Below are 16,291 nucleotides of genomic sequence, written 5' to 3' on the forward strand. Positions count from 1 at the left end.
AGCGGTGTCACCAATCGGAATGTCTCATTCCAGAGCATGGGCGGTGAGCGTGACCGGTAGCTGAACGAACCCGGAACGCGGTACACCCATCGCCTGTCGGTTACCATCCGCCGTTCGCCCGGCCGTGCCGACCGGGACACCCCGCTGCGAAACCGCCGCATGGCGACGCGATGTCCGGTACATCTGTCGAAGGAAAACCGCAGGGAAACCTGCCGCCCGCCGACGGCGACGGCGACGCGGGATCAGGTCTCCCGCCCCGCACCGTCCCCCAGTTCCCCACGGCAGGAGAGCCCATGGCCAGCAGCCCCGCCCCGATCCGTATCACGTCCTACGGTGCCCGCTGGGGCGCCCCGCCCCGGCATGACACCGGTGCTCTCGTACTGGACGTCCGGGACCGGATGTGGGACCCGGCCGACACGGCGATCACCGAGCCGCTGGTCGTGCTGACCGGGCTGGACGCCGAGGTCCGCGACTATGTGCTGTCCGCCCCGGACGCCCGGCAGACCGTCGAGCGCACCGGTCGTCAGCTGCTCGCGCTCCACCGGGCCGCCACCGACGAGGCGGTGCACCTCTACGTCGCCTGCTGGTACGGCCGCCACCGGGCGCCGGCCGTCGCCCGTGCCGTCGCCGACTGGCTCGCCGAGCGCGGAACCGCCGCCGATGTCGAACACCGCGACATCGCCCGCCCCTTGATCCACCGCGAACCCGCGAAGCAACTGGAGGCCTGCGCCTTCTGCCGGATGGCCGCCGGAACGGACCCCGTCCCCCTCGTCCGTGACTGGCCCGACGCCTTCGCGATCGTGCCCCGCCGCCCGGTCACCCCCGGACACCTCCTGGTCATTCCCCGCCGCCATGTCCGGGACGCGACGACCGACCCCGCCGTGACCGCCGCGGTGATGCAGCGCGCCGCGGAGCTCGGCGGAGAACTCCCGGAGGACCTGAACATCATCACCGCGGCCGGTCCGGCGGCGACCCAGACGGTCTTCCACGCCCATGTCCATCTGATCCCCCGACGCCACAGCGACGGCCTGCCACTGCCCTGGACCCCAGGTCGTCAGTGACTCCGCCGCTAGAGTCGGACGGTGACCCCATTACCGGAAAACCTGCCGCCACGGATCAGCGAAGACGACCGCGACACGGCCGTGCAGCGCCTACAGGACGCGTACGCCCAAGGGCACCTCTCGCACGACGAGATGGACGCACGCCTCCACCAGGCACTTACCGCCGAGACGCCCGGCGAGCTCGTGGTGGCGCTGTCCGCGCTCCCCGAGGAGGACGCGGGGACCACGGCCACGATCGGCGCCGCCAGTGGACGGATCCGGCGGCGCGGCGCATGGCGGGTGCCTCGGATGCTCAAGGTCGAGTCCGCCTTCGGAAAGGTGCACCTGGACCTGTCCCGGGCGGTGATCGAGCATCCGGTGGTCGACATCGAGCTGCAACTCGGCTCCGGCGGAGCCAAGATCACCGTGCCTCGTGACGCGATGGTCGAGGTCGAGGCGCTGCGCACCGTGTGGAAGGACCCGCTCTACAAGATCGGGCAGCGCTCCGGCACCGGCGGACCGACGATCCGGATCTCCGGATCCATGGAGTTCGGACGGCTGAAGATCCGCCACGCGCGGCGCTGACGTCCCGACCGGCACCAGGCGCCGCGGTCCGGCATACGGCCGACGAGCCGACCCGCGACGCCCGGATCACCACTCCCAGGGCACCTCTCCGCCCGCGACCCCGGCCGAGCGGCGGCCCGCGTCGGTCGAGGCCGGGCGATGGCCCAGGTTGAGGGCGGTGCCGAGATCGACGGACCGGTCGAGAGCAGCCTCGATACGCGCGTGGAGCAGCGGGCCGCCGCCGGTGAAGCCGCTGGTGCCGAGGGCCGCGTTGAGCTTGGCGGCGGCCGCCGCGGTGACCGTGATGCCGGTGTCCATACGCAGCGCCGCCGCATGGGTGTCGATGGCGGAGGCGATGGCGGGGCGGGTGAAGGTGCCCACGGTCATTCTCGGGCCGCGGTTCAGCTGGGCGCGGAGGGTGCCCTGGCCGAGGTCGACGGTGAAGCCGGTGACCTTGACGACCTTCTTGGTCGTGCGGTTGACCAGCGCGATCCCGGCGTCGGCCAGCCGCAGCTCGCCGCCGACCTTGCCGCCGCTGTTAGTGACCGCACCGCCCTTGATGCGCAGACTGATGCCGCCGGAGTCGCGGTGCGGGGTGACGGTGCCCCGGGCGTCGACGTCCGAGAGCGCCACACCGCGTGCCTTGAGCGCGGCAAGCAGGGCGGGCGGCGTGGCGAAGCGGGCCGAGCCGCCCTCGACGGGCACCTCGGTGTGACCGGCCGGGCGGGCCGGGGCGGGTCGGCCGCCCGGCGGCGGGGTGCTGGCGGAGGGCTGCGCCGGGGCCGGGCCGGCGGCGAGAAGAGCGGTGGTGAGCGCCAGAGCGGCGGCTGTGGCGAGATGACGAGCGTGCATAGGTGTCCCTTTCTCCGTGTGGCTTCTCCGTGCGACTGCGTGCCGGAATCGGATGCCGGGGAACCCACGGCCGACGGCCGGGCGGCGGGGCATCCGTACCGTGATCATCTGCTCACTTTAAGTGGGTGCCTGTGAGGCTCTTGGCAGCCCGGCCGGGGACTGGGCCAGGCGCCTGACATCCGGTGCTTCGGTGAGCTGTGCGGGCCCGGGCGGCCAAACGCTGCGGACGACATGTCAGACCCAGAGGCCACCCTCACCAGGAGGCCGTCGGAGACCGGCCCGGCTGCCCTACCGTAGGGCGCCATGAAGGCTCTGGGTGGCGATGGCCGTGGCGCGACGTGGTTGCCGTCTGGTCCATGTCTCCAGCGACGCCGTGTTCTCCGGCTCCCCGGCTCTCTACGACGAGACCTGTCTGCCCGATCCGGTCACCCCGTATGGCGCGGCGAAGGCCGCCGCCGAGACTGCTGTGCGGCTCCTGGTCCCGGTGGCCGCGGTCGTACGCACCTCATTGATCATCGGGCACGGCGGTTCCGAGCACGAGCGCCTGGTCCATGCCCTGGCGGCCGGCACCCACGACGGGGTCCTGTTCACCGATGACATCCGCTGCCCGGTGCATGTCGACGACCTGGCCTCCGCTCTGTGGGAACTCGCGCTGTCAGACGGGGCCGGGGTCTTCCACCTCGCCGGGGCGGACGCCGTCAGCCGCCATGAACTCGGCGTTCTCATCGCCCGACGCGACGGACTCGACGCCGGGCGGCTGGCTGCCGGGCGCCGGGTCGACGCCCGTATGCCCGGCGCCCTCGACGTCCGCCTCGACAGCAGCGCCACGCAGGCGCGCGTCCGCACACGGCTGCGGGGAGCCCGGGAGTTCCTCCAAGTGCGGTGAGCGGAACCGTCGTTGCGCATCGGCAGCCGCGGCTCGATCCGCCTCCCACGGGTATGGCCACCTCAGCCACTCGTCGGTAACTTGTCCCTGGCCGTCGGCGCTGCCCCTGCCGAGCGGCCGCTTGTCGGACGAAGCCGGCGAGCACACCCGACGAAACAGGCGATGACGTGCAGCCGCTCATACGTTCCGTGTGCCGTGCCCTGGCGATGTGCCTCGTACTGACGGGGCTCGCCGTCCCCGGGGCGGCCGCGGCCCCGGCCGTGCCGGCTGCGTCCGCGTCCGGACCGTCAGCCGCCGGGAAGGCCGCCGAGACGTGGACCGCTCCGCTCTCCACCCGAGGCCGCTATATCGTCGACGCCGACGGCCGGCGCTTCCGGCTGAAGTCCGCCAACTGGGACGGGGCACAGGGCTCCTGGAACGGTTCGGGCGACATCAACGACCCGGCGGCCCACCACAGCGGCCAGAATTCGCACGGCGTTCCGCTCGGCCTCGACCGGGTGGGGATCGCCGAGCTGCTGGCCGACTTCCGGGCGCTGGGCCTGAACAGCATCCGGCTGCCGTTCTCCAACGAGATGCTCCGTGCCACGGCCCCCGTGCCGGATGCCGCGGTCGCCGCCAACCCGCAACTGCGCGGCAAAACACCCCTGCGCGTCTTTGACGCCGTGGTCGAGGCGCTGACCGCGGGCGGCTTCGCGGTCATCCTCAACAACCACACCAACACCACCCGCTGGTGCTGCGGGCTCGATGGCAACGAGCGGTGGAACAGCCGCCAGTCCACCCGGCAATGGGCCGATGACTGGGTCTTCATGGCCCGCCGCTACCAGCACAACAGCCGCGTGGTGGGGGCGGACCTCTACAACGAGGTGCGCCGTGACGTCCTGGACGACCCCAACTGGGGCCTGGGCGACGGCCACGACTGGCAGGCCGCCGCGCAGGAGGCGGCCGACCGGATCCTCACCGAGGCCAACCCCCGGCTCCTCATCGTCATCGAGGGCATCAACTGGACCGGCATACCGGTGGACGGTCTGCCGCACGGCCGCCCCACCCTCGCCCCGGTCCGTACGCTCTCGCACACCCTCGTCACCTCCGGAAAGCTCGTCTACTCGGCCCACTTCTACGGCTACACGGGCCCGCACCACAGCGGCGCCACAGGGGTGGGGGAGACCAGCGACTCCCGCTACCAGGACCTGACCCGCGACCAGCTCCGCGCCGTACTGCACGACCAGGCGTTCTATGTCTCCGAGGAGAGCGGTCAGCATTTCACCGCGCCCCTGTGGATCAGCGAATTCGGCGTCGGCTCCGAGGAATCGGGTCAGGCCGCCCGCGCCTGGTTCGGCAACTTCACGGACTATCTCGCCGACACCGACACGGACTTCGCCTACTGGCCGCTCGTCGGCTGGAGCACCGACGGCCAGGGCCGCCCGGCCGGGGACAACTGGGCCATGCTGCGGTACGACAGCGCCGGGCGCCGCAGCGGAATCCTCGACGGCGACGACTGGCGGGCGGCCGCATGGCACCGGCTGATGACCGCGCCGCAAAAGACGGGACCGGTGCCACCGACCCCTGCCTGGCACCTGCTCACCACCGACCACCGTGACTTCGTCCAGTCCCTGAGTGCCCGCTCCCTGGGCGACTGGGACAGCGGCGCCCGCAAAGCGGCCTGCCCCGACGGCGAACGGCTCATCGGCCTCAGCCACACCCGAGGCCGCGGGCTGTGCACCGACGCCCCCACGGCCCGCCCGCTGCACACACCCGGCAGCGTCCCCACCGTGGTGCGGGACGAGCGCTATGTCCCCGCCGGTGGGGACTGGGCGGCCGGCTACAGCAAACTCCAGTGTCCCGACGGCCAGTTCCTCACCGGCTACAGCCTGCGGGGCGAGAAGGTCTCCGCCGCGTTGTGCACACCGGCCCGCACCGCTCTCGGCACGGGCGGCAGCACCCTCTGGTTCGACCGCGGCGACAACCGTCCGCCCGGTGACCCCGGTGGCGACTTCGCGCACGGCCACTACAAGGGACAGTGCCCCTCCGGCTCCTATGCGGCAGGCATCGCCTACACCCACCGCATCGGCCACCTGGGCCGCCCCGACGCCCTGCTCTGCCGCCCCCTGACCGGAGGAAACTGAGTCGCCCCGGAGGACTGGCTGAGGTATCAAGGGACGCTGTCCACAACACCGTTCCGATCCGGAGGTCGCCCATGTGCGCGCGGAAGATGCACACCGAGGAGGCGGATATCGACGTCCCCCTCGTGCGCCGTTTGATCGCTGCGCAGTTCCCCCGGTGGGCGGACCTGCCCGTCACGGCGGTCGACTCCGCGGGCACCTCCAACGCCATGTTCCGGCTCGGCGACGACCTGGTCGTACGGCTCCCGCGCATCGAGGGGGCCGCCCACGACGTGGCGAAGGAGCACCGCTGGCTGCCCTGGCTGGCCCCCTCGCTCCCGGTTCCCGTACCGGGACCGCTGGGCAAGGGCACACCCGCCGAGGGCTACCCGTGGCAGTGGTCCGTCTACCGCTGGCTCGACGGGGAGACACCGGCCGTCGGCCGCCTCGCCGCACCCCACGCGCTCGCGGCGGATCTGGCGGAGTTCATCACCGCGCTGCACCGGATCGACCCCGCGGACGGGCCGCCGTCCTACCGCAGCGAATCCCTGGCGGCCCGGGACGCGGCGACCCGCGCCGCGGTGGCGGAGCTGTCCGGCGTCGTCGACACCGACGCGGCGATCGCCACCTGGGAGACGGCCCTCCAGGCGCCCGCCTGGCCCGGCCCGGCGGTCTGGATCCACGCGGACCTGCAACCAGGAAATCTGCTGACGGTCCGTGGACGGCTCGCCGCCGTCATCGACTTCGGCTGCCTCGGCCTCGGCGATCCCGCCGTCGACCTGATCGTGGCGTGGTACCTGCTGCCCGCCGACACACGCGACGTCTTCCGTAAAGCCCTGGGAACCGATGACGCCACCTGGGCCCGCGGCCGCGGCTGGGCGCTCTCGATCGCGCTCAGCGAACTCCGCTACTACCGCGACACCAACCCGGTGATGGCGGCGATCGCCCGGCAGGTCATCGAGGAAGTCCGCACCGAGCATGCGCAGGCCGCAGTCTGACCCCGGATCGTGCTCTGACCCCGGATCGTCGTCTGCCCCCGGATCGCCGTCCGACCCCGGACCACCGACGGGCGTGCGGTCCGCCGGGCCCGGCCGCACGGCCTTCGCTCGGGCGTGTGCGGCCGGTGGGGGAACCGGAGGTGACCGATGCCCGGAATGATCGTTCTCAGGTGATGAAACGCATCCTCACCACCTCGTTCCTTGTCCTGTCCTGCCTGGTCCCGGCCGCTCCCGCGCAGGCCGACGGCCCCGAGCGGATGCCGCAGGTGGCAGGCCAGGGCCTGGTCGCCGCCTACCGGGCCCTGAACTTCGACACCTCTGTCCAGCTCCGGGACGGGCGCGGCGCGGGCCGCCATGTGCTGTGGCCGGCGAGCTGGAAGGTCTGCTCGCAGAGCCCGGAGGCAGCCGCACCCCTCCAGGGCCGCCATGCCACGCTCACCGTCGTCAAGACCCATGAGGCGTGTCCGGCCTGACACCCGGCGCCCGCGGGCCCGCGGCACTCAGTGGCGCGGGAGACGGCCCTTGCTCCGCATTGCCGTGCGGACCCGGTCCTCGGCGAGGCGGCGGCCGGCGGCATGCGGGGTGATGTCCTGCTGCTTGGCCTCGTCCAGGACCGTCACCGTGTTGGCCCGCAGCCTGGCCGAGACCGACTCGAAGATGCTCGCTGTGCCGGGCCGGAATCCGGAGTAGCGGGCATCCATCGCGAAGGCGGCCGCGACCACACCGCCGGCGTTGGCCACGAAGTCGGGCAGCACGGTGACACCCCGCTCGGCGAGAATGCTCCGGGCCTCCGCCGAGGTCGGCAGGTTCGCGCCCTCCACGACGAGCTTCGCCTTGATCTCGTGCGCGGTGCCGCGGTTGATCACGTCCTGGAGCGCGGCGGGCACCAGGATGTCGCAGTCCACGGTGAGTTCGGCGCCGGAGGGGAGTGCGGTACCGGCCGGGTGACGGGTGACGAAGTGGTCGCCGTGCTCCTCGCGCGCCGCCAGCAGCGCCGCCACGTCGAGACCGCTGGGGTCGTACCGCACCCCGTGGGCAGTGGACACCGCCACGATGGTGGCCCCCAGCTCCGCGAACCGCGTGGCGGCCGCGCTGCCGACCGCACCGAAGCCCTGAAGGGCGACCCGGGAACCGGCCAGCGGCAGGCCCTGGTGCTGCGCCGCGGCGTCGGCCGCCTCCGCCACCCCGTAGCCGGTGACGCCGAGCTTGTCGTAGGCCACCCCGCCGAGATGCTCGGGGGTGCCGACGGCGGCACCCCGGTCGCCCAGCTCGTCCTGGATGATGGCGGCATCGCTCTCGGTCAGGCCCATGTCGAGCCCCATCACATACTCGCGGGGCACCTCGTTGGACAGCGCACGGGCGAAGGCCCGCAGCACCGCCTCCTTGTCGCGGGACGCCGGGTCGGCGACGATGCCGGCCTTGGCGCCGCCGTAGAAGAGGTCGACAGCGGCCCACTTCCACGTCATGACACGGGCCAGCCGGGAGACCTCTTTCACGGTCACACCGGGGCTCATCCGCGTGCCGCCCTTGCCGATTCCGCGGGCGGTGTTGTCGATCACCAGGACGCCCTTCATGCCGGTGCGCCGGTGCGAGACGACGACGATTTTCTCCGGGCCCCACTCGTCGACGAGAGAGAGTGCATCAGTCACGGGAGTGTTCCTTGTCGGTAGGAAGCGAAGGAAGGCTGGAACAGGCGGAGGTGCCGGCCGGGCGCAGGGCCTGGGCGATGAGCTGGGCGAGGTGGGTGCCGCGGCGCGCGGTCTGCTGAGCGATCTGGGTGCGGCAGCTGAAGCCGTCGGCCAGGATCCGGGTGTCGGCCGGGGCCGAGCGCACCGCGGGGAGCAGGACCTGTTCGCCCGCGGCGACGGAGACGTCGTAGTGATCGCGTTCGAAGCCGAAGTTGCCGGCGAGGCCGCAGCAGCCGGAATCGAGTGCGGTGTTGTCGATGCCCAGACGGTTCAGCAGCGCGCTGTCGGCGCTGAAGCCGGAGGTGGCGTGCTGGTGGCAGTGGGTCTGGCTGATCGAGCGGGCCTCGATCAGCGGGGGCTGCCAGTCGGGGGCGTGGTGGACGAGGAGTTCGGCGAGGGTGAGCGTGGCACGGGAGAGGGCGCGGGCGTCCTCGTCGCCGTCGAGGAGTTCGGGGAGATCGGTCTTGAGGGCTGCCGTACAGCTCGGCTCCAGTCCGACGACGGGGAGGCCGGCGGCGACGGCGGGGGCCAGCGCGGCGGTGGTGCGCCGGGCGATGCGGCGGGCGGTGCCGAGCTGTCCGGTGGTGATCCAGGTGAGTCCGCAGCACTGTGTGCCGTCCGGGACCTGCACCCGGAACCCGGCGTCTTCCAGCACGGCCACCCCGGCCTGGAGGACCTCGGGGCTGAAGTGGTTGTTGAAGGAGTCGACCCACAGCACGACCGGGCCGCGCCGGCCGTCACCCCGGGGCGTACGGCCGCGGAACCAGGCCAGGAAGGTCTGCCCGGCGAAGCGGGGGAGTTCCCGCTGGGCGGCGATCCCGCCGAGCCGTTTGAGCGCCGGGGCCAGCCGGGAGGAGGTGAGTGCGTTGACCAGCCCGGGGACCCGGGCGGCCAGCCGCGACAGCAGCGGCAGCCAGCCCATGGTGTAGTGCGAGACGGGCCGGAGCCGTCCCTTGTAGTGGTGGTGCAGGAACTCCGACTTGTAGGTGGCCATGTCCACTCCGACGGGGCAGTCGGCGCTGCACCCCTTGCAGGACAGACACAGATCGAGGGCGTCGCGGACCTCGGTGGAACGCCAGCCGTCGGTGATCACTTCGCCCTGTGTCATCTCGTACAGCAGACGGGCGCGGCCGCGGGTGGAGTCCTTCTCGTCCCGGGTGACCCGGTAGCTGGGGCACATGACATCGCCGCGGTGGTCGGCGGAGCGGCATTTGCCGACGCCGACACAGCGGCGGGTGGCCTTGGCGAAGTCCCCGTCGTCGGCGTGGAAGGGGAAGACGGTGGCCAGGGGCAGCGGAGTGCGGTGCGGGCTGACGCGCAGATTCCCGTCGACCGGCAGCGGCCGGACGATCATGCCGGGGTTGAGGCCGTTGTCGGGGTCCCAGATGCTCTTGAACTCCTCGAACAGCGCGATGACGTCGGGGCCGTACATCAGCGGCAGCAGCTCGGAGCGGGCCTGCCCGTCGCCGTGCTCACCGGACAGCGAACCACCGTGGTCGGCGATCAGCCGGGCGGCGTCGGTGACGAAGGCGCGGAAGACGGCGGTGCCCTGCTCGGTGCCGAAGTCGAAGTTGATCCGGACGTGCAGACAGCCTTCGCCGAAGTGCCCGTAGACGGCGCCCTGGAGCCCGTGGTGATCCAGCAGCTCGGTGAACTTGCGGAGATAGGAGCCCAGTTGGCCGGGCGGGACGGCCGCGTCCTCCCAACCGGGCCAGGCTTCGGACCCTCCCCCAGCCCTGGAGGGCTGGGAGGTGCCCCCAGGCAGCCGGGTGGCCAGCCCCGCACCGTCCTCCCGGATCCGCCACAGCGTGCGGGCGCGCACCGGGTCGGTGATGATCTCGCTGCCGGTGGATCCGGCGGCTCGGCGCGCGGTCTCGGCCAGCGCCTCGGCCTGCCCGGGCAACGCGTCCGCGGTCCCGCCGAGTTCGGCGAACAGCCAGGCCCGTGCGGCCGGCAGGGTGTCGATGGCGGCCCGGGTCGTGGGCCGGGTGACGATGTCGGTCAGCGCGTGGTCGAGCCCTTCCAGTGCCAGCGGCTGATGCGCCAGCAGTGCGGGAACCGCGTCGGCCGCGGCACAGGCGTCCGAGAACCCGAGGACGACCAGGGCCCGCGCGGGGGGCGGGGAGAGGAGACGGACGGTCGCCGAGAGGATGACGGCCAGGGTGCCCTCGCTGCCGACCAGCGCGCGGGCCAGGTTGAAGCGCCGCTCGGGCAGCAGCTGTTCCAGTGCGTAGCCCGACACCTGCCGTGGGAACCGCCCCAGTTCGGTGCGCAGCGTCGCCAGATTGCGCTGGGCGAGACGGTGCAGGGACGCGATCAGCTCGCCGCGGTCGTCGCCCGCGGCGATGGCCTCGTCGATCTCCTCCGCGGTCATCTCGCCGAGCCGCACCACCGTACCGCGGTAGGTGATCACTTCGAGTTCCACGATGTTGTCCGCGGTGCGGCCCCAGGCCAGGGAGTGCGATCCGCACGCATTGTTGCCGATCATGCCGCCGAGCGTGCAGCGGCTGTGGGTGGACGGATCGGCGCCGAACAGCAGGCCGTGCGGGGCGGCGGCCCGCTGGAGATCGTCCAGCACGATGCCGGGCTCGACGGTCGCGGTCCGGGCCTCCGGGTCCAGCGCGAGCAGCCGGTGGAAGTACCGGGAGAAGTCGAGCACCACGCCCGGCCCGACGGCCTGCCCGGAGGTGCTGGTGCCCGCTCCGCGTGCGGTGACCGGCACGCCCAGCCGTCGGCAGACGGCGAGCGTGTTCCGGATGTGCCGCCGCTCGCCGGGGAAGACGACGGCCAGCGGGATCTGCCGGTAGTTGGAGGCATCGGACGCATACTGTGCCCGGCGGCCGGCGTCGCCGGCGACCTCGCCGCAGCCCCCCGCGCCGAGGGCCTCGGCCACGGCTGCCGCGTCGAGGCTGCCGGGGCCCTGCGCTGTTGTGGTCACCGTGCTTGCTCCTTTGTGCTCACCGGTCACGATCGGCCTGGTGGGACCACGATGTGGGCCGGAGAGGGCCGGGACAAGGCCCAGCAGGACGAAACTCTTGACGCTTGAGGGCAATGAATGCTTATGCTCGGCCACCGCGTCCCCGGGAGCCCGCCTTGCTGAAGCCACTGCATCTGCTCACGCTGAAGGCCGTCGTCCGCAGCGAGTCGTTCGCACTCGCGGCCCGCGACCTCGGCTACACCGCGTCCGCCATCTCGCAGCAGATCTCCGCCCTGGAGAAGGAGACCGGGCTGGTGCTGTTCGAGCGGGAGGCGCACGGGATCCGCCCCACCGCCGCCGCCCACCGGCTGGTCGATCTCAGTACCCATGTGCTGGCCGCCATGGACGATCTGGACCACCAGGTACAGGAACTCGCCACCGGCGCCACCGGTCGACTGAGGCTGGGCAGCTTTCCCACGGCCGATGTCCGGCTGGTGCCCTCGGCGCTGTCCGCCCTCGTCGAGACCCATCCGCGCGCCCAAATCCAGCTGGAGGAGGCCGAACCCGACGAACTCCTCACCGCCCTCAGCCAGGGGGATCTGGACGTCGCGCTGGTCTACGAGTACGGCCTCAGCCCCCGCCAGTGGCCCGCCGGCCTGACCCGCCATCATCTGCTGCGGGAGGACCTCATCCTGCTCAGGCCCCGCGGCAGCGGCCTGAGCGCACAGCTGCCCCAGCTGTCCCGGGCCCGCTGGATCACCAGCCGGGAGGACACCGCCGGGGCCCGCTCCTTCGTCCGGCTGTGCGCGGCCGCGGGCTTCGAGGCCGCCGTCGCCTTCCGCAGCAACAACTACGCCGTGGTGCGGGAGCTGGTCTCGGCCGGCCTCGGCGTGGCGGTGGTCCCGGCACTCGGGCACCTGCCCAGCGACGAGGTCGAAGCCACCCGGCTCACCCAGCGCTCCGCGCACCGTCAGGTGATGGCGCTGCACCGCAGCGAGAACAGCAATCCGCTGCTCCCCGCCGTGCTCAGCTGTCTGCGCCGCGCGGTGCCGTCCGGTGAGCCGTATCTGCATTCCGCGGAGGACGCCTGACGGTTACGGCGGAGGCGGGCTCCGTCCCTCCCGGGGAGGAGGGAGGGACGGAGCGCCGGCAGGGGCGGCCGACCGCCCGTCACGGGACGGGCGTGGGATCGGCCTCGTCGGATTCGGACATCTCGTCCAGGGTGTCGAGATCCACCGAGCCGCCCGGCATGACCTGGCGGGTGTGCCGGTAGCCGTACGCGGCGTAGATGACCAGGCCGACGACCAGCCAGCAGCCGAGCCGCACCCAGGTCTCCCACTGGAGGAACGACATCAGCCAGACGGAGGAGATGATGCCGAGGACGGGCACCACCGGCATGCCCGGACACCGGAAACCCCGCTTGAGGTGCGGCTTCTTGTAGCGCAGCAGCAACACGGAGGCGGACACCACCACGAACGCCAGCAGCACACCGACATTGGTGAGTTCGGCGACGGCCTGGATGGGCAGCACCCCCGCCAGCACGGCGGACACCCCACCGATCAGCCAGGTGGCGCGGTGCGGAACCTTGCGCTTGGGGTGGATGGCGCCGAACCAGGCGGGCATCAGACCGTCGCGGCTGAGGGCGTACCACAGCCGGGAGGCGCCCATCATGAACGAGAAGGTCACGGTGACGATGCCGATGACCGCGCCGACGGCGATCACATTGGCCAGTCCGTTCAGCCCGACGCTCTGGAACGCGCTGGAGATACCGCTCTTCGGATTGATCTCGCTGTAGTGCTGCATCCCGGTGAGCACCACGCAGACCAGCACATACAGCACCATGGAGACCGCCAGCGACAGCATCATCGCCTTCGGCAGCTTGCGCCGGGCCTCCAGCGACTCCTCCGCGGCCGTACTCAGCGCGTCATAACCGAAGACCGCGAAGAAGACCGTCGCCGCCCCGGTGAACGCCCCGCCGAGACCGAACGGTGCGAACGGCTGGAGATTGCCGCTGTCGACCTTGGTGAAGCCCACCACGATCACCAGCAGCACGATCGCGATCTTGACGATGGTCAGCACCGTCTCCACCCGGGCCGAGGTACGGGTACCGCGGGTCAGCAGCCAGGCCACACCGAGGCAGATCGCCACCGCGAGCAGGTCGATCCGGTGCCCGTCTCCGGTGCCGGGAGCCCCCAGGGCCCAGGCCGGCAGATGGATACCGACGGCCTCCAGCAGGAAGCCCAGATAGCCCGACATCCCGATCGCCACGACGGCGACGATCGCGGTGTACTCCAGGAGCAGATCCCAGCCGACGATCCAGCCCACGATCTCCCCGAGCACCGCGGCGCAGTAGGTGTAGGACGAGCCCGCCTTCGGCACCATGCCGGCGAACTCGGCGTAGGCGAACGCCGCGCAGAGCGAGGCGGCTCCGGCCACCAGGAACGAAATCAGGACGGCCGGACCGGCGACATCCCGGGCGACGGCCGCGGCCAGACTGAAGATCCCGGCCCCGATGATGGCGCCGATGCCGATCATCGTCAGCTGGGTCAGGCCCAGCGTGCGCACCATGCGCGCACCGGTGGGCTGTTCACGGGGGAGGGTTCGCCTGAATACCCCCTTGGGGCCTCTTCCCAGCAACGGGGGGAGTGCGGATTTCGGGGTGTGATGAGGGGACATCGATCGCTCCCTGTCAGGCACCGGCAGCACGACGGGCCACCGTTGTGGCGTGGGTCACCACTGGCCTGAAACCATCACTCACGATGTCCCCCGGCGAAAGGGACCACAGGGCGACAACTTGCGTTGCTGAGCGCAAGGAGAACTGGCGCAGCTGCGTCACAGGGTGAGGGCATCGGGCTCTCGTGTACGCAGCACCTTGTACCTCGGGGCATGCCAACTCGCCCAGGAATCAAGGGCATTGTGCGGGTGTGCGGGCCGGCCCTGATCCGCGGGACGGGCCTAGCCGGAGGGCTCGCTGCGCTCCCCGGACACCGCCCGCAGGACATCGACCAGAGCCGTCACCGTGGGCCGGTGCTCGACGGAGGAGCGGAACAGCACCACGATGTGCCGCTCGATCCGCTCCCGCAGCCGCATCACGTCCAGGTGGGACGCCCGCAGGCCGAGCATCAGATCCGTCACCGTGCTCACCCCGATCCCCGCCTCGACCAGCGCCAGTGTGGCCGCGGTATCGGTCACCTCGTGCAGGACCCGCGGTTCGACACCGGCCCGGCGGCAGGCGGTGCGCACCGCACGCCCGTAATAGCTGTCCGCCGACGGCAGGATCCAGCCCAGCTCCTGGGTCTCCGCCAGGCCGATCACCTCGCGGCCCGCCATCGATCCGGCCGGTACCGCCAGCGCGAACCGCTCGCGGTACAGCCGCCGCACCCGCAGCGCGGGCTCCCGCGGAATCGGCACATCCGGGTAGTCCAGACCGAGCGCCAGGTCCACCGCGCCGGACGCCACGGCGTCATACACCTCGTCCACATCCATATCGCGGCTCTGCACCGTCAGCGCGGGATGGGCCCGCCGGACCTCCTGGAGCGCCGGCGGCAGCAGCTCGGCGGCCGCCGTGGCGAACAGCCCCACCTGGAGGACGCCGGAGATCTCGTGCCGGGTGCGCTCCAGGGCCTCGACGGCTTCCGCCTCCGTGGACAGGATCCGTTCCGCGTGGCGGGACAGCGTCCGGCCGGCATCGGTCAGCTCCACCCGCCGTCCGACCCGCCGCAGCAGCTCCATGCCCGCGGCCCGCTCCAGCGCGGCGATCTGCTGGGAGACCCCGCCGGGCGTGTATCCAAGGGCCTGGGCCGCCGCGGTGATCGTGCCGCGCCTGGTCAACTCCACCAGGGACCGCAGCTGGGCACTCGTCCAGTCCATATAGAGATCGTAATAGATCAGACGCAGTAACTGTTCGTAGACGTCAACGGTTGGGGTGCTGCACGATGACGGGCAGCTAGCTGATCAGCACTCCTCGCCATGCATTGACAGCCCAGTCCACGTGCCGGACGGACGCCCACCGGCACCGGGCCGGGCCTCTGGAAGGGATCGGCCTCTTGTCCAAGTCATCCACCTCCCGCACCGTCCCGCCCACGGCCGACGTGGTGATCGTCGGCGGCGGTGTGATCGGCACCAGCATCGCCTTCCATCTGGCCGAGGCCGGGGTCCACAACATCGTCGTCGTCGAACGCGGCGAACTGGGCAGCGGCAGCTCGGGCAAGCCGATCGGCGGTGTGCGGGCGCAGTTCTCCGACCCGCTCAACATCGCCCTGGGCACCAGGAGTCTGCGCGCCTGGCAGGACTTCCCGCGGCGGCCCGGCGCCGACATCCGGCTGGACAGCGTCGGCTACCTCTTCCTGCTCACCAGCGAGCAGCAGGCCGCGGATTTCGAGACCGGCGTCGACATCCAGAACAGCTTCGGTGTCCCCAGCCGCATGATCGGCCCCCGGGAGGCACAGCAGCTGTGTCCCTACGTCAGCACCGACGGGCTGGTGGCCGCCGCCTACTCACCGACCGACGGCCATGCCCGGCCCGGACTGGCGGTCCAGGGCTATGCGCGTGCCGCCGCGCGGGCGGGGGTGGTCTTCGCCCCGCACACCGCCGTCACCGGCCTCGACACCACCGGCGACCGGGTCACCGCCGTCCACACCGACCACGGCCGGATCTCCTGCTCCACGGTCATCTGCGCCGCGGGCGCCTGGTCCGCCCGGATCGGTGCGATGGCGGGCGTCCACCTCCCGGTACGCCCGGTGCGCCGCCAGCTCGCCTTCACGGCGCCGCTCGCACCGCCCGCCCCGCGCATCCCGTTCACCATCGACTTCGCCTCCACGGCCTACTTCCACAACAGCGACGACGGACTGCTCTTCGGCCTCGCCGACCCCGACCAGGCCGACGGCTTCGACACCACCTGGACACCGGACTGGCTCCGGCTCTTCCGCGCCGCCGCACGGCGCCGGGCCCCCGCCCTCGCGGATATGGAGACCCACGACGGCTGGGCCGGACTGTACGAGGTCACCCCGGACCACAACGCGCTGATCGGACGCTCCGGCACACTGCCCAACTTCCTGTACGCCACCGGGTTCTCCGGTCATGGCTTCCTCCAGGCCCCCGCGGTCGGCGAGATCATGCGCGATCTCCACCTCGACCGCACACCGTTCGTGGACGTCACCCCGCTCAGCGCCGACCGGTTCACGGCCGGTGCCGAAACCCGCCCCGAAGCACACGTGGTGTGAGTTCCCCCGACCGAAAGGCAGACCT

Annotated in this window: 12 protein-coding genes and 1 pseudogene; 8 read left to right on the forward strand and 5 right to left on the reverse strand. The window is 71.7% G+C overall.

Annotation, left to right across the window (positions count from 1 at the left end; all coding sequences use genetic code 11):
• Positions 1-293: 293 nt before the first annotated feature.
• Positions 294-1,061 (forward strand): RNase adapter RapZ, encoded by a 768-nt coding sequence (locus QT196_RS37850; RefSeq protein WP_168483190.1) that lies wholly within the window; start codon positions 294-296, stop codon positions 1,059-1,061.
• Positions 1,062-1,082: 21 nt separating this feature from the next.
• On the forward strand, positions 1,083-1,625 hold the full coding sequence (locus QT196_RS37855) for a DUF1707 domain-containing protein (protein WP_168483192.1): 543 nt from the start codon (positions 1,083-1,085) through the stop codon (positions 1,623-1,625).
• 66 nt (positions 1,626-1,691) lie between these two features.
• Here QT196_RS37855 and QT196_RS37860 read toward each other — a convergent pair whose 3' ends face one another.
• Positions 1,692-2,456 (reverse strand): hypothetical protein, encoded by a 765-nt coding sequence (locus QT196_RS37860; protein ID WP_290356556.1) that lies wholly within the window; start codon positions 2,454-2,456, stop codon positions 1,692-1,694.
• Positions 2,457-2,772: 316 nt separating this feature from the next.
• Between QT196_RS37860 and QT196_RS37865 the strand changes: the two are divergent.
• The 4 genes and pseudogenes from QT196_RS37865 to QT196_RS37880 all read left to right on the forward strand — a co-directional run.
• Positions 2,773-3,342 (forward strand): annotated as a pseudogene (locus QT196_RS37865) (sugar nucleotide-binding protein); the annotation flags it as partial.
• Positions 3,343-3,548: 206 nt separating this feature from the next.
• Complete coding sequence (locus QT196_RS37870; RefSeq protein ID WP_290356809.1) at positions 3,549-5,465, forward strand: cellulase family glycosylhydrolase; 1,917 nt, start codon at positions 3,549-3,551, stop codon at positions 5,463-5,465.
• Positions 5,466-5,536: 71 nt separating this feature from the next.
• Entirely contained in the window at positions 5,537-6,439 is a 903-nt protein-coding gene (locus QT196_RS37875; RefSeq protein WP_168483196.1) for an aminoglycoside phosphotransferase family protein, read from the forward strand.
• A 173-nt stretch (positions 6,440-6,612) separates the two neighbouring features.
• Positions 6,613-6,912, forward strand: coding sequence for a hypothetical protein (locus tag QT196_RS37880; protein ID WP_248001715.1), 300 nt, complete (start codon positions 6,613-6,615; stop codon positions 6,910-6,912).
• 27 nt (positions 6,913-6,939) lie between these two features.
• On the opposite strand, the gene QT196_RS37885 is transcribed toward QT196_RS37880, so the two are convergent.
• Positions 6,940-8,088, reverse strand: coding sequence for a Glu/Leu/Phe/Val dehydrogenase (locus tag QT196_RS37885; RefSeq protein WP_168483200.1), 1,149 nt, complete (start codon positions 8,086-8,088; stop codon positions 6,940-6,942).
• Positions 8,081-11,065: an FAD-binding and (Fe-S)-binding domain-containing protein gene (locus tag QT196_RS37890; RefSeq protein WP_168483202.1), complete on the reverse strand. Its 2,985-nt coding sequence runs from the start codon at positions 11,063-11,065 to the stop codon at positions 8,081-8,083. Before QT196_RS37890 ends, QT196_RS37885 begins: the two co-directional genes overlap by 8 nt.
• Positions 11,066-11,220: 155 nt before the next feature.
• Here QT196_RS37890 and QT196_RS37895 point away from each other — a divergent pair, with 155 nt between their 5' ends.
• Positions 11,221-12,135, forward strand: a complete 915-nt coding sequence (locus QT196_RS37895; protein WP_290356557.1) for a LysR substrate-binding domain-containing protein — start codon at positions 11,221-11,223, stop codon at positions 12,133-12,135.
• 79 nt (positions 12,136-12,214) lie between these two features.
• Here the strand turns inward: QT196_RS37895 and QT196_RS37900 are convergent, their stop codons facing one another.
• Both QT196_RS37900 and QT196_RS37905 read right to left on the reverse strand, forming a co-directional pair.
• Complete coding sequence (locus tag QT196_RS37900) at positions 12,215-13,612, reverse strand: amino acid permease (protein WP_266737040.1); 1,398 nt, start codon at positions 13,610-13,612, stop codon at positions 12,215-12,217.
• Between the two features lie 387 nt (positions 13,613-13,999).
• Entirely contained in the window at positions 14,000-14,914 is a 915-nt protein-coding gene (locus QT196_RS37905) for a LysR family transcriptional regulator (RefSeq protein ID WP_290356558.1), read from the reverse strand.
• Positions 14,915-15,090: 176 nt separating this feature from the next.
• Between QT196_RS37905 and QT196_RS37910 the strand changes: the two genes are divergently transcribed.
• Complete coding sequence (locus tag QT196_RS37910) at positions 15,091-16,266, forward strand: FAD-binding oxidoreductase (RefSeq protein WP_290356559.1); 1,176 nt, start codon at positions 15,091-15,093, stop codon at positions 16,264-16,266.
• Positions 16,267-16,291 lie beyond the last annotated feature (25 nt).

This window comes from Streptomyces sp. P9-2B-2 (assembly GCF_030406865.1).
Classification (GTDB): domain Bacteria; phylum Actinomycetota; class Actinomycetes; order Streptomycetales; family Streptomycetaceae; genus Streptomyces; species Streptomyces platensis.